This is a genomic window from Mycolicibacterium iranicum (genome assembly GCF_002101705.1).
GTDB classification, from domain to species: domain Bacteria; phylum Actinomycetota; class Actinomycetes; order Mycobacteriales; family Mycobacteriaceae; genus Mycobacterium; species Mycobacterium iranicum.
Map to the genome: position 1 here is coordinate 91,885 of NZ_LQPC01000020.1, position 12,938 is coordinate 104,822.

General features: G+C 67.6%; 13 protein-coding genes. 2 read left to right on the plus strand and 11 right to left on the minus strand.

The window, feature by feature from the left end:
- The gene (locus AWC12_RS05470) at window positions 1-1,545 is read left to right on the plus strand and encodes an HNH endonuclease signature motif containing protein (RefSeq protein ID WP_085172840.1); all 1,545 of its coding nucleotides are present in this window, start codon (window positions 1-3) and stop codon (window positions 1,543-1,545) included.
- Here AWC12_RS05470 and tsaD read toward each other — a convergent pair.
- From tsaD to AWC12_RS05510, 8 genes are read right to left on the minus strand one after another with little or no spacing between them, the layout of a single operon-like run.
- Window positions 1,542-2,564, minus strand: a complete 1,023-nt coding sequence (gene tsaD / locus AWC12_RS05475) for a tRNA (adenosine(37)-N6)-threonylcarbamoyltransferase complex transferase subunit TsaD (protein ID WP_085172842.1) — start codon at window positions 2,562-2,564, stop codon at window positions 1,542-1,544. The two genes, AWC12_RS05470 and tsaD, sit on opposite strands and share 4 nt — an antisense overlap.
- Window positions 2,561-3,022 carry a ribosomal protein S18-alanine N-acetyltransferase gene (gene rimI / locus AWC12_RS05480; protein ID WP_085172844.1) on the minus strand — a complete coding sequence of 154 codons (462 nt, stop codon included), beginning with the start codon at window positions 3,020-3,022 and terminating at the stop codon, window positions 2,561-2,563. Before rimI ends, tsaD begins: the two co-directional genes overlap by 4 nt.
- Window positions 3,019-3,666, minus strand: a complete 648-nt coding sequence (tsaB, locus tag AWC12_RS05485) for a tRNA (adenosine(37)-N6)-threonylcarbamoyltransferase complex dimerization subunit type 1 TsaB (RefSeq protein WP_085173110.1) — start codon at window positions 3,664-3,666, stop codon at window positions 3,019-3,021. Before tsaB ends, rimI begins: the two co-directional genes overlap by 4 nt.
- Window positions 3,663-4,145 carry a tRNA (adenosine(37)-N6)-threonylcarbamoyltransferase complex ATPase subunit type 1 TsaE gene (gene tsaE, locus AWC12_RS05490; RefSeq protein ID WP_085172846.1) on the minus strand — a complete coding sequence of 161 codons (483 nt, stop codon included), beginning with the start codon at window positions 4,143-4,145 and terminating at the stop codon, window positions 3,663-3,665. The genes tsaB and tsaE overlap by 4 nt, the downstream gene beginning before the upstream one ends.
- The gene (locus AWC12_RS05495) at window positions 4,138-5,229 is read right to left on the minus strand and encodes an alpha/beta fold hydrolase (RefSeq protein ID WP_085172848.1); all 1,092 of its coding nucleotides are present in this window, start codon (window positions 5,227-5,229) and stop codon (window positions 4,138-4,140) included. Before AWC12_RS05495 ends, tsaE begins: the two co-directional genes overlap by 8 nt.
- Window positions 5,226-6,359 (minus strand): alanine racemase, encoded by a 1,134-nt coding sequence (gene alr, locus AWC12_RS05500; protein ID WP_085172850.1) that lies wholly within the window; start codon window positions 6,357-6,359, stop codon window positions 5,226-5,228. Before alr ends, AWC12_RS05495 begins: the two co-directional genes overlap by 4 nt.
- A 26-nt stretch (window positions 6,360-6,385) precedes the next feature.
- Window positions 6,386-7,780 (minus strand): glutamate decarboxylase, encoded by a 1,395-nt coding sequence (gene gad, locus AWC12_RS05505; RefSeq protein ID WP_024446287.1) that lies wholly within the window; start codon window positions 7,778-7,780, stop codon window positions 6,386-6,388.
- Window positions 7,781-7,790: 10 nt separating this feature from the next.
- On the minus strand, window positions 7,791-9,206 hold the full coding sequence (locus AWC12_RS05510; protein ID WP_085173112.1) for an NAD(P)H-hydrate dehydratase: 1,416 nt from the start codon (window positions 9,204-9,206) through the stop codon (window positions 7,791-7,793).
- Between the two features lie 31 nt (window positions 9,207-9,237).
- On the opposite strand from AWC12_RS05510, the gene AWC12_RS05515 reads away from it, so the two are divergent.
- Window positions 9,238-9,603, plus strand: coding sequence for a nuclear transport factor 2 family protein (locus tag AWC12_RS05515; RefSeq protein WP_085172852.1), 366 nt, complete (start codon window positions 9,238-9,240; stop codon window positions 9,601-9,603).
- Here AWC12_RS05515 and AWC12_RS05520 read toward each other — a convergent pair whose 3' ends face one another.
- The 3 genes from AWC12_RS05520 to glmS all read right to left on the minus strand — a co-directional run bounded on the left by AWC12_RS05520 (window position 9,604) and on the right by glmS (window position 12,883).
- Window positions 9,604-9,975, minus strand: a complete 372-nt coding sequence (locus tag AWC12_RS05520) for an STAS domain-containing protein (RefSeq protein WP_207576382.1) — start codon at window positions 9,973-9,975, stop codon at window positions 9,604-9,606.
- 152 nt (window positions 9,976-10,127) lie between these two features.
- Entirely contained in the window at window positions 10,128-11,018 is an 891-nt protein-coding gene (locus AWC12_RS05525; protein ID WP_085172856.1) for an alpha/beta fold hydrolase, read from the minus strand.
- A complete protein-coding gene (glmS, locus tag AWC12_RS05530; RefSeq protein ID WP_085172857.1) occupies window positions 11,018-12,883 on the minus strand; it encodes a glutamine--fructose-6-phosphate transaminase (isomerizing) in 1,866 nt (621 codons plus the stop codon). Before glmS ends, AWC12_RS05525 begins: the two co-directional genes overlap by 1 nt.
- Between the last annotated feature and the right edge of the window lie 55 nt (window positions 12,884-12,938).

The window sequence follows — 12,938 nt, forward strand, 5'->3', positions numbered from 1 at the left end:
ATGTTCGACAGTTTGATCCCTGAGCCCGACCAGCTGGCTGGGCTTACTGCGGCGCAGCTCGTCGACGCCGCCAGGGCAAGCACCCGCGCGGAGAACGCCGCCTGTGCCCGCAAGCTGGCCGGCATGGCCGAACTGTTAGTGCGCCGCACCGGGCTACCTGCCGAGGATCGTCTGGACTGGTGGATCGACCCGGAAGCCGCCGTCACCGCGGAGATCGCCGCCGCCTACAACATCACGCAGGGGTTGGCACTCCACCAGACCTACCGCGCCGTGGTGCTGCGCGACCGCCTCCCCAAAGTCGGCCGGCTGTTCTTGCAGGGTCTGATCAGCGATCTCCTGGTACGGGCCATCGTCAGCCGGACCTCGATGATCGTCGACGCGGACCTGATCGCCGCCGTCGACGCCGACCTGGAAGCCGAGATCCTCGGCTGGGGAGCGTTGTCGGTGAGAAAGACGAACGCCGCCATCGACACCATCGTCGTGCGCCACGACCCCGATGCACTCCGCAAACCCCGGGATTGCGAGACCACACGCGGCATCGAGTTCGGCATGCCCGGCGACGCCCCTGGTTTCACCAGCGTGCAGGCCCGGATGTTCTCTTGCGACGCCGCCGCCGGCGAACGCACCCTGCTGGCGATGGCCTACAGCGTGTGCGAGGCCGATCCGCGCAGCCTCGACGACCGGCGCAATGATGCATTCACCGCTCTGATGTCAGGCATTAGCACCTTGGCGTGCCAGTGCGGCATCCCCGATTGCGAGGCGGCCGCGAACCCCAGGCCGCTCCGCGACATCACCGTCTTCGCCGTCACCGATCAGACCACGCCGGCTGACCACACACCGGCGCAGTCAGAGCCCGCATCGCCCCGCACCCGGGCCACCGTGCGCCACAGCCGCCCCGGCTACATTTTCGGCTCAGGGTTCATGCCTGCGCCGCTGTTCGCGGCGATGCTCAACGACGCGAAAGTGCGCGGGGTCATCCACCCCGGGCAGGCAGGGCCCGAAGCGGGCCGGTTCCCATCGCGCGCCCTGGCCGACTTCGTCCGCTGCCGCGACCTCACCTGCCGCTTCCCCGGTTGTGACAAACCCGCAACCGAGGCCGACATCGACCACACCGTGCCCGATCCCGTCGGCCCGACACACGCCTCAAACCTTAAGTGCCTGTGCCGTTTTCATCATCTTCTGAAAACTTTCTGGGGTGGTCCCAACGGATGGCGGGACCGTCAGCATCCCGACGGCACCGTCGTGTGGACCGCGCCCACCGGTCACACATACACCACCCACCCCGGCAGCCGCCTGCTGTTCCCGACGCTGTGCCTGCCCACCGCCACGCTGTGGAACGGGGATCCGCCCGAGATTGCGCTCTCGGAACATCGGGACATGAAGATGCCCCGACGCCGACGCACCCGGGCAGAGAACCGCGCCGCGTACATCGCCGCCGAACGACGACGCATCGCTGCCGAACGACGCCGCAGCGCCGAGGAACGAGCTTCCGAGACGGTGCGCGATGTCGCCGCCGAGTATGGCAACGACCCACCGCCGTTTTAGGCGACCTGCCCCTGTACCACCGGTAACCCGGGATCGCTGGCGGCATCCAGCGGCGACGGATCGGCACCGGCGGCGATCAGGTGTGCCGCGAAGGACGCGATCATCGCGCCGTTGTCCGTGCACAACCGCGGCCTTGGAATCCGCAATGTCATGCCCGTCTCTTCACACCTCTGCGCCGCCAATTCCCGCAGCCGCGAGTTCGCCGCCACTCCCCCGGCAATCAGCAGCGTGGACACGCCGAGGTCCTTCGCCGCCCGCACCGCCTTCGCGGTCAGCACGTCGGCGACCGCCTCCTGGAAGCCGGCCGCCACATCGGCCTGCGACGCCTCCGGATGGCTCTCGACATACCGCGCCACGGCCGTCTTCAGCCCCGAGAAGCTGAACGCGTACGGGTCATCGCGTGGCCCCGTCATCCCGCGCGGAAACGTGATCGCCGACGGATCACCCTCGCGCGCAAGCTCGTCGAGCACCCGGCCGCCGGGATACCCCAGCCCGAGCAGACGAGCGATCTTGTCGTACGCCTCCCCCGCGGCGTCGTCGACCGTCGAACCCAACTCGACGATGGGCTCGCCCAGCGAGCGCACGTGCAGCAGGTTCGTATGCCCGCCCGACACCAACAGGCCGATGCTCTCCGGCAAGGGCCCATGGTCGAACACATCAGCGGCCAGGTGCCCACCGAGGTGGTTGACCGCATAGAACGGCACCTGCCATGCGGCCGAATATGCCTTCGCCGCAGCCACTCCGACCAGCAGCGCGCCCGCCAAACCCGGCCCGATGGTGGCCGCCACCACGTCCGGCTTGTCCACCCTCGCCGCGGCCAGCGCCCTTCGCATCGTCGGTCCCAGCGCCTCCAGATGCGCGCGGGACGCGATCTCGGGGACGACGCCGCCGAACCGGGCGTGCTCGTCGACGCTGGAGGCGACCTCGTCGGCCAGCAGCGTCACCGATCCGTCGTCGCCGAGTTCGGCGATACCGACACCTGTTTCGTCACACGAACTCTCGATGGCCAAAATGATCATGGCAGCTCTCGCTTCTCGCGCTTCATGGTGTAGGCGTCTGCTCCGCTGACGCGGTAATACCGCTTGCGCACGCCGATCTTCACAAATCCTTCGCTCTCGTACAGTGCGATCGCCGCGTCGTTGTCGGTACGAACCTCGAGGAAAATCGTTGCCCCATCGGCGTACTCGAACAACCGATGCAGCATCTGCCGCCCGATCCCCTGGCCCTGAAACGCCGGGTCGACGCCGATCGTGTGGATCTCGTACTCGAACGGCTTGAACCGGCCCAGCCGCGCGATCCCCGCATAACCGACGAGCTTGTCATCGACGCGCGCGCCCACGTAGAGATTGTGCTTGGCCGCGAGCTCGGCCAGGAACGCGCGCTCCGGCCACGGGTCATCCCCGTCGAACAGCTGCGCCTCCAGCTCGGCGCACCGTGTCGCGTCGGTCGGTTTCAGCGGGCCGTACTCCACGGTCACGGTGCACGTCCAACACCCGGGGCCGGCACCTGTGGCTTCGCGTCGGGTCTGCGTAGGTACAGCGGTATCAGCGGCGCAGGCTCGGCATCCCAATCAGCCACCGCGGCAACCAGTCCCACCGCCGTCGGATACACCGGCGCCAGCCGCGGAAGTTCGAACAGCGACACGTGGTCGGGAGACCCGGCGATGGCCTGGGCGCCCGTGGGCACATCGACGGCGGCGTTCACGGCGGGGCCGTCGAACCGGACACCGTCTCGGTAGCGCGCCCAGTACACCTCGCGGCGCCGCGCGTCGGTGACCACGAGCACATCACCGGAGGTCCCCACCGCGATCGCGTCCAGGCTGCACACACCGTGCACCGGGCGGCCCAGCGCATGCCCGAACGCAGCCGCCGTCGCCATCCCGACCCTCAGCCCGGTGAACGGCCCCGGACCGCACCCCACGACCACCGCATCGAGCTGAGCGGTCGACACCTCGGCGTCGGCGAGCGCACCGACGATGTTGGGCGTCAACTGTTCTGCGTGCGCACGGGGATCAACCGTCACCTGTTCGGCCAGTACCTCGACGGTGTCACCGTCGAGCCGGACCACACCTGCGGTCACCGCGGGCGTCGCGGTGTCGACTGCCAGCACCAGTCTGCTCATGGTCGGCTCCACGTCCACATGGCGGTTCGCGCGTCGCTGTCCGCGGATCGCTCCAGCCGGATGTCGAGGTGGCTCTCGGAGAGCCGTTCGGCGATACCCTCGCCCCACTCCACCACGACGACGGCATCGTCGAGATCGGTATCGAGGTCGAGCGAATCCAGTTCCGCCAGAAGGTCTACCGAAGCCTGGTCCAGCAACCGGTACAGATCCACGTGCACCATCGCGGGAGCACCCTCCACTCGCGGTCGGTGCACCCGGGCCAGCACGAACGTCGGCGAGATCACCGGACCCTCGACATTCATCGCCTGCGCAATCCCCTTCGCGAGCACCGTCTTCCCGGCACCCAGCGGACCCGAGAGCACCACGACGTCACCGGCGCGGAGTTCTCGGCCGAGCGAGGCACCGAATGCGATCGTGTCCTCGGCGGTCAACAGCTCCGCAGTACCCGAGGCACCCCGGGTTTCTGGGTAGTCAGCCATGGGATCGCACCCGGTCCTTGACACGCCGGGTCAGCGCGACCAGCTTCGACGGTGTCGCCCGCTCGACAAGCCGCACCAGCGCATCGTCGATCACCTCGGGCTGTTCCAACTGGACGAGATGGCCTGCGCCGTCGACGATCACGAGTTCAGACTTGGCCAGCGCATCCGCCATCTCCTGCGAGTACTCCATCGGTGTCAACAGGTCGCTGTCACCGCACGCCACCAGGGTCGGGATCTTGTTCAACGTCTCGAGTCCCGCGGTCTCGTCGTGTACCTCGAGGGCGTGCAGGAACTCCACCAGCGTGGTGATCGACGTGTCGTGCATCATCCGCTCGGAGAACGCGACGACGCTGGGGCTGATCTTCTCGTCGCCGTAGGACGCCGCCCGCAGAATCGGGCCGATGATCGAGCGGGCCGCGCCTCGGCCCCGATGCACCGTCTTCGGCGCGTACCTGGCGGCGAACCGCACCGCCTCCAGCGCGGGATTCTTCAGGATCTCACCCAGCGGTGACCGTGAAACACCCTCTGCCGCTGATGAAATGAGCGCCGCGCCGACGATTCGGGTCGGGTAGCGCTGCGGGAACTGCCGCGCGTGGGACAGCACCGTCATACCGCCCATCGAATGCCCCACCAGCACAACGGGTCCGCGGGGCGCCATGACAGCAAGGACGCTTTCGAGGTCCTGCCCGAGCTGTTCGACCGTGTAGGTTTCGGGCGGCGCGTCGCCCGACTGCCCGTGGCCGCGCTGGTCGTAGAACACCATGCGCACCTGATCGCCCCACTGCTCGGTCAGCCGGGCGCGCTGAAAGTGGAACGAGCCCATCCGCAGACAGAAGCCATGCGCGAACACGACGGTCAGCGGCGCACTCGCCGGACCCACCTCGCGGGCCACCAGCGGGACGCCGTCAGGGGTGGTCACCACGCAACCGCGGTCGGCGTCGAGCAGCTCGAAATCCTCATCACGGTAGGGATCGTCGTCGGTCAGTCGCCGCCGCAGCGACCGTGCGACCGTGACGCCCGCCGCCGAACCGACGGCAGCCACGCCCGCCGCTCCGGCGAGCCAGCCCGCGCCCGTGCGGCTCACAGGGCACCCCCTACAGATCCGCCGACATATGTCCGCCCGATCCGCCGGCGCGGACTGGTCACCACCTCGTAGTTGATGGTGTCCAACAATTCCGCCCACTCCTGCGCCGTCGGCTCACCGTCGCCACCGGGCCCGAACAGGATCGCGTCGTCGCCCTCGACGACGTCCACCGGGCCCGGCCCGAGATCCACCACGAACTGATCCATACACACCCGTCCCACGTTGGGGTAGCGGCGGCCGTTGATCGAGACCTCGAACCGATTGCTCAGCGCTCGGAAAACACCGTCGGCGTATCCGGCGGGCACCAGCGCCAGCGTGGTGTCGCGTGGCGCGGTCCACGTGTGACCGTAGGACACCCCGTCGCCGGCTTGCACCGAACGGACATGCGCGACAGGGCATTTCACCGTCATTGCGCCGCGCAGCCCGAAGTCACCCAGCGACGGGATGGGGCTCTGGCCGTACACGGCGATGCCCGGGCGCACCATGTCGAAGGCCAGGTCGGGCCGGGTCAGGGCCGCCGGCGAATTACTCAGGTGCACAACGTCAAAGCTGACACCGACCGCACCTGCCTGCTCCACGAGGTCCTTGAGCCTGCGGGCCTGCTCGTCGTTGAAAGGGTGATGCGGATCGTCGCCGTGCGCGAGGTGCGACATCAGGCCGCGAATGCGGACCGCGTCGCCGGCCTTCTGCAGCGCGGACAGAACCGCGGGGTAGTCCTGCGGGCTGACACCGTTGCGACTGAGTCCGGTGTCGGCCTTGACCGTGACGACCGCCGTCTGCCCGGTCCGTGTCGCCGCGTCGAGCAGGTCGGCCACCTGGCGCGGCGAGGACACCGCCACCTCGACGCCGCACCGTAGTGCGGGCGCGAAGTCGGTGCCCGGTGCATGCAGCCAGGCCAGGATGGGCTCTGTGACACCGTCGCGCCGCAGCGCGAGCGCCTCGTCGATGGTCGCCACACCGAGTTCGGCGGCACCTGCGGCCACCGCAGCGCCCGCCACCTGGGTGGCGCCGTGCCCGTAGCCGTCGGCCTTGACGACGACCATGACCGCCGCCGAACCGGCACGTTCGCGCAGGACACCCACGTTGTGGGCGATGGCGTCGAGGTCGATCACAGCGCTGGGCGTGTTCATCGCCCTCGATTCTCCCAGGCGGGGGTTCAGTGGGCGAAATGCTCCTCGTCGGCGAAGCCGCCGATGCCCGCTTTATCGAGCTTGCCCAGCACCTCGACCAGATCGTCCCGCAGGGCACGGGCCAGGTTCGCCGAGAAGCCCTCACGCACCACGATGCGCAGCACCGCCACGTCGCTCGCGTTGTCGGGCATCGTGTACGCGGGCACCTGCCACCCGTAGCTGCGCAGCATCGCCGACACGTCGAACACGGTGTAACTGGTCCCCTCGACGAGCTTGAACGCGACCACAGGGATCGCAGAGCCGTCGGTGATGACGTCGAACACCGGCTTGCTGTTCGCCCCCGTCATCCCGGCCAGCTCGCGCGCGAGCCAGGTCGCGGTTTCGGAGAGGCATTTCATGACCTGCGTGTAGCCGTCGCGGCCCAGCCGCAGGAAGTTGTAGTACTGCCCTACCACCTGGTTGCCGGGACGCGAGAAGTTGAGCGTGAAGGTCGGCATGTCCCCGCCCAGGTAGTTCACCCGGAACACCAGGTCCTCGGGCAGATGGTCCTTGTTGCGCCACACCACGAACCCGATGCCGGGGTAGGTCAGGCCGTATTTGTGGCCGCTGACGTTGATCGACACCACTCGTGGCAGCCGGAAATCCCATACCAGCATCGGGTGCAGAAACGGCACCACGAAGCCACCGCTGGCGGCGTCGACGTGCACGGGAACGTCGGGCCCCTTGCTTTTCGCGAGCGTGTCGAGCGCAGCGCAGATCTCACCGACAGGCTCGAGCTCGCCGGTGAAGGTGGTGCCCAGGATCGCCACCACACCGATGGTGTCCTCGTCGACGGCGTCGAGCACCTGCTCCGGGGTGATGACGTAGCGCCCCTCCTCCATCGGCAGATAGCGCGCCTCGACGTCGAAGTAACGGCAGAACTTCTCCCACACCACCTGCACGTTGGAACCCATCACCAGATTGGGCGTGCGGCCCTTCCAACCCTCACCGACCCGATCGCGCCAGCGCCACTTCATCGCCAGGCCCGCCAGCATCACGGCCTCGCTGGACCCCACGGTCGACACGCCGATCGCAGTGGACGGGTCGTCGTCGCGGAGATCCTCGGCGTGGAACAGGTCGGCCACCATGCACACGCACCGCTGCTCGATCGCGGCGGTCACCGGGTACTCGTCCTTGTCGATCATGTTCTTGTCGAACGTCTCCGACATCAGCTGGCCCGCCTCGGGATCCATCCACGTCGTGACGAACGTCGCCAGGTTCAGCCGGGAGCTGCCGTCGAGCATCAGCTCGTCGTGGATGAACCGGTACGTCTGTTCGGGTTCCATCGACTCGTCGGGCAGCCGCAGGGCCGGGACGGGCGACGTCGACAGCCGTCCGCAGTAGGCGGGGGTCAACGACGAGTGGTGCGAAATGTTGGGCATGCCCTCATTTCTAGAGGATCGAAGCCAGCGCCGTCCGTAGATGCGCGAGGATGCGCGACGCAGATGTCGGTGCGGGCGCCGGGCCCGGGTCTGCCGCGGACAGATCGGCGGCGCGTGCATGGACGTAGGCAGCCGCCGCAGCCGCCTCACCCGGTGGGAGTCCCGCGGCGAGCAGTGCGCCGATGACGCCCGAGAGCACGTCACCCGAGCCTGCCGTGGCTGCCCACGAATTGCCTGCCACGTTGAGATGGACCGGACCTGCACCGGGCTCCGCGACGACGGTGACGTTGCCCTTCAGCAGCACCGTGACCCCGAGCTGGTCGGCGAGCCTGCGGGTATCTGCGATGCGGTCGTCGCCCGGCGCGGTGCCGGCCAGGCGCGTGAACTCGCCCGCGTGGGGCGTCAGCACGGTGGGGGCCTGACGTCCGGCCACGAGTTCGGGGTGCGCGGACAGGATCGTCAGGGCGTCGGCGTCGACGATGACCGGGAGGTCGGTCTCGAGCGCGAACACCAGGGCCGCCGCAGCGCTTTCGTCGGTGCCCAGTCCGGGGCCGATGACCCATGCCTGCACCCGGCCAGCGGTCGCGTGGCTGGAGGTGGCGATGACCTCGGGCCAGTGTGAAACCACCTCAGCCGCAGCAGTTCCCGCGTAGCGCACCATGCCGGAGGTGGCGGCGACGGCGGCACCGGTGCACAGGATGGCCGCGCCGGGGTAGGTCGCCGAGCCGGCCATGACACCGGCGACACCCTGGGTGTACTTGTCGTCCTTTGGCCCTGGGACCGGCCAGCGCTGCGCGACGTCGACGGCGTCCATGGCACGGACATCGCTGGGCGCGAGATCGAGACCGATGTCGACGAGCTCCACGCGGCCGCAGTTGCCCAGGGCATGAACGGGCTTGAGCCCGCCGAAGGTGACGGTCACGGCGGGCCGGACGTGTGGTCCTTCGGTGGCGCCGGTGCCGACGTCGACCCCGCTGGGCAGATCGACGGCGACGACGGGGACGCCGAGGCTGTCCGCAGACTCGAACACCGCTGCCGCATCGGGCCGCAGCGGTCCGGATCCCGAGATACCGACGACGCCGTCGATCACCAGATCCGTTGCGCTCGGTATATTTTCGACGATTCGACCACCGGCGCGCAGAAATGCGTGCAGCCCGGCTCGGTGGGCCTTGTCGGGCTTGAGCAGGATCGCCACGGCGCGAGCGCCGCGCCGCCGCAGGAACGTCGCCGCCCACAGCGCGTCACCGCCGTTGTCGCCGGAGCCGACCACCGCACAGACGGTCTTACCAGAGACAGAACCCAACTCCCGGGCAATCGCGGTGGCGAGTCCGAACGCCGCGCGCCGCATCAGCTTCCCCTCGGGGAGCGACGCGAGCAGCGGTGCTTCCGCATCACGGATCGCGTCGGCGCTGTAGAAGTACCGCATAGTGCCCACGGTACGTGGGTATCCACTCGCCATGACTGTCATCGACGACCTCCTGGAGCTCGAACACGCCGGCTGGAAGTCCTTGTGCGACGGAAGCGGCGACCAGTTCTACGGCGCTCTGATGACCGACGACGCCGTGATGGTGCTGGCGAACGGCATGGTGATGGACCGAGCGACCGTCGCGTCCGCGCTCGGCGAATCGCCGCCGTGGGCGCGCTACGAGATCACCGACGTCCGACTCGTGGAGATCTCGGGCGATGCCGCCGCGCTTGTCTACACGGGAACAGGTTGGCGAGACGGCGCCGACGAGCCGTTCGTCGGCGCGATGTCGTCGGTCTACCGCCGAACCGCCGACGGCTGGAAACTCGCTCTGTATCAGCAGTCCGCGAAAAGCTGACTAGAGCTGCTGTGCGTGTCTGGCCTCTGCCAGCGTGGGATAAAGATCGATCACCTCGTCGATGCGCATCATGCGCAGAACGCGACTCGTGGCGGGGCTGTCGGCGACGACACGCAACGAGATGCCGCCCCGCTCGGTGAGGCGGTGCGTTTCCACCAGCAGAGAGATCCCGGCAGACGACAAGAAGCTGACGTCGGTGATGTCGACGATCAACACCGGTGGCGAATTGGTGAAAGCCACATCGAGATGGGTTCCCAAAGTGGGTGCGGTCAGGACATCGAGGTCGCCGCACACGTGCAACACCAAGAAATCCTCATCGCGACGCGGCGTGACAGTGAATCTGCCACTACGCGCCTGTCCAGCCGAAATCATCGCCAACCCCCGGGGTGGTCTTAGGCAGCAAGGCACAACACGTGCACAACCTGGTCCCGCTGCTGGAACCCTGCATCCACAGCCGCTTCAGGCGGCCGTTGCTGCACAACGGTTCATTTCACTATTTATCGCCTGCGAAACCAAAAGCGTTATCAATCCGACGAAAATTCCGACCAGAATGCCCCCGCAACTGCGGCGACCTCTTCCGGATATTCTCCGCTGATCGCATGTGACGCGTCCTGCCACAATTCGACTCGGCCCTGCGGCAACAACTTCCGCGCCGTCACAGCTGCACGTCGCGCATCGTGAATCACACTGCGTCCCGCCAGCACCACGAGTACCGGGAGGTCGAGACGCCGCAGCTGATCGTCGGTAAAGCGCTCAGGGAGGGGCTGACTGAGCACGAAATCGCTTGTACCGGAATCGATCAGCGCCGCCACCGGATCAGATTCGTCGACCGCGGCGCCACCGGCGATCCACCGCAACACCCATCGCCGGTAGCGGTCCGGCGTCACCGGCACGGCCAGCGGGATCGAGGCCAGCACCATCCGCACGGCGATGGGCGCGAACGTCACCGCCGGATCCAGCAGCGTCAGCGAAGCCACCTTTCCCGGCCTACGTATCGCGACATTGGTCGCCGTCCATCCGCCGAAGGACACCCCCATCAGGTGCGGGGCGTCCAACCCCAGACCGGCGAGCATCTCGCCGAACCACTGCGCCTGGTCTTCTGACCCGGCGATGGGCCGCTGCTGCACCGAAAGTCCGGGCTCTCCCAGCAGATCGACGGTGTACACGCTGCGATGGCGCAGTAGACCCGGCAGGTTCTCCGCCCACATCGGTGTGCACGCGTTACGGCCGGGAAGTAGCAATACCGGGCGTCCGCCGGCACCGTCGAAACGATAGACCCGCACCGTGCCGAAACTCGTTGGCACATCGATGGTCTCGGCGACCGGTGGCAACGCCGCCAGACATCTGCGGTAGGCGTCGAGAAAGCGCCCACGTCCAGCCTGGTCGCGGAAGTGACCGACCTGCGGGGTGGGCACTACTCGACGGTGACCGACTTCGCCAGGTTGCGTGGCTTGTCGACGTCGTAGCCGCGAGCCTGGGCCACTCCCGCCGAGAACAACTGCATCGGGATTGTCGACAGCAGCGGCTGGAAAAGCGTTGACACCGCCGGGATCTCGATCAGATGGTCGGCGTAGGGCCGCACGGTCTCGTCGCCCTCTTCGGCGATGACGATCGTGACCGCGCCGCGGGCCTGAATCTCCCGGATGTTCGACAGCAGCTTCGAATGAAGCGTGGCCGAGTTCTTCGGCGACGGCATCACCACGATCACCGGCAGGTCGTCCTCGATCAGCGCGATCGGGCCGTGCTTGAGCTCTCCCGCGGCGAAGCCCTCGGCGTGCATGTACGCCAATTCCTTGAGCTTCAAGGCGCCTTCGAGTGCCACCGGGTAGCCCACGTGGCGGCCCAGGAACAGCACCGTCTGCGACGTCGCGAACTGCTTGGCCAGTTGCACCACGGGTTCGGACGTCGCCAGCACGCGAGAGATCAGATCCGGCATTGCCTCGAGGTCGTGGTATTCGCGGGCGACCTCGTCGGGGTACTTGGTGCCTCGCGCTTGCGCAAGCGCCAGGCCGACAAGGTAATTGGCCGCCACCTGGGCCAGGAACGTCTTGGTCGAGGCGACACCGATCTCCGGCCCGGCGCGGGTGTAGAGCACCGCGTCGCATTCGCGCGGAATCTGGCTGCCGTTGGTGTTGCAGATGGCCAGCACCTTGGCCTTCTGCTCCTTGGCGTGCCGTACCGCCTCCAACGTGTCGGCAGTCTCTCCCGACTGCGAGATCGCGACGACGAGCGTGTGACTGTCCAGAACCGGATCTCGGTAACGGAATTCGCTGGCGAGCTCGACCTCGACGGGCAGCCGCGTCCAATGCTCGATCGCGTACTTGGCCAGCAGCCCGGAGTGATAGGCAGTGCCACACGCGACGACGAAGACCTTGTCGATGTCGCGCAGTTCCTGATCGGAGAGACGCTGCTCGTCGAGCACGATGCGGTTGTTGGCGAAATGGCCGAGCAGCGTGTCGGACACGGCGGCGGGCTGCTCGGCGATCTCTTTGAGCATGAAGTACTCGTAGCCGCCCTTCTCGGCGGCCGACATGTCCCAGTCGATGTGAAATTCACGGTAATCGTGAGTGTCGTGGCCGTGGAAGTCTGTGACCCGATAGCCGTTCGCGGTGACGACGACGGCCTGGTCCTGACCGAGCTCGACGGCATCACGGGTGTGCTCGATGAACGCCGCGACGTCGGAGCCGACAAACATCTCCCCGTCGCCGACGCCCAGCACGAGCGGAGTGGAGCGGCGGGCCGCGACGATCGTGCCCGGGTCATCGGCGTGGGCGAACACCAGCGTGAAGTGGCCTTCCAACCGCGGCAGGACGGCGAATACCGACGCGGGAAAATCCCCTGCCGTCTGGCCGTGCAGGTACTCGCGGGCAACCATGTGCACGGCGACCTCGGTGTCGGTGTCGCTGGCGAATTCGACTCCGGCAGCCTCGAGCTCGGCGCGTAGCACTGCGAAGTTCTCGATGATGCCGTTGTGGACGACGGCGACCTTGCCTGACGCGTCGCGATGCGGGTGGGCGTTGCGGTCGGTGGGTCTGCCGTGGGTCGCCCAGCGGGTATGACCCAGGCCCGTCGCGCCGGCGGGGCTCTCCGCACCCGACTCGGCGAGCGCCGCCTCCAGGTTGGCCAATCTGCCTGCCTTGCGGCGGACCGTCAGCCCACCGTGTCCGTCGAGCAGCGCGATGCCGGATGAGTCGTAACCTCGGTACTCCATGCGGCGAAGCGCGTCGACGACGATGTCGCAGGCAGGACGCTGCCCGACGTAGCCGACGATTCCACACATAGCCATCCAGGGTACGGCAGAAGACGCCTCGACCCGGTTGGGCTACGGTCATCAG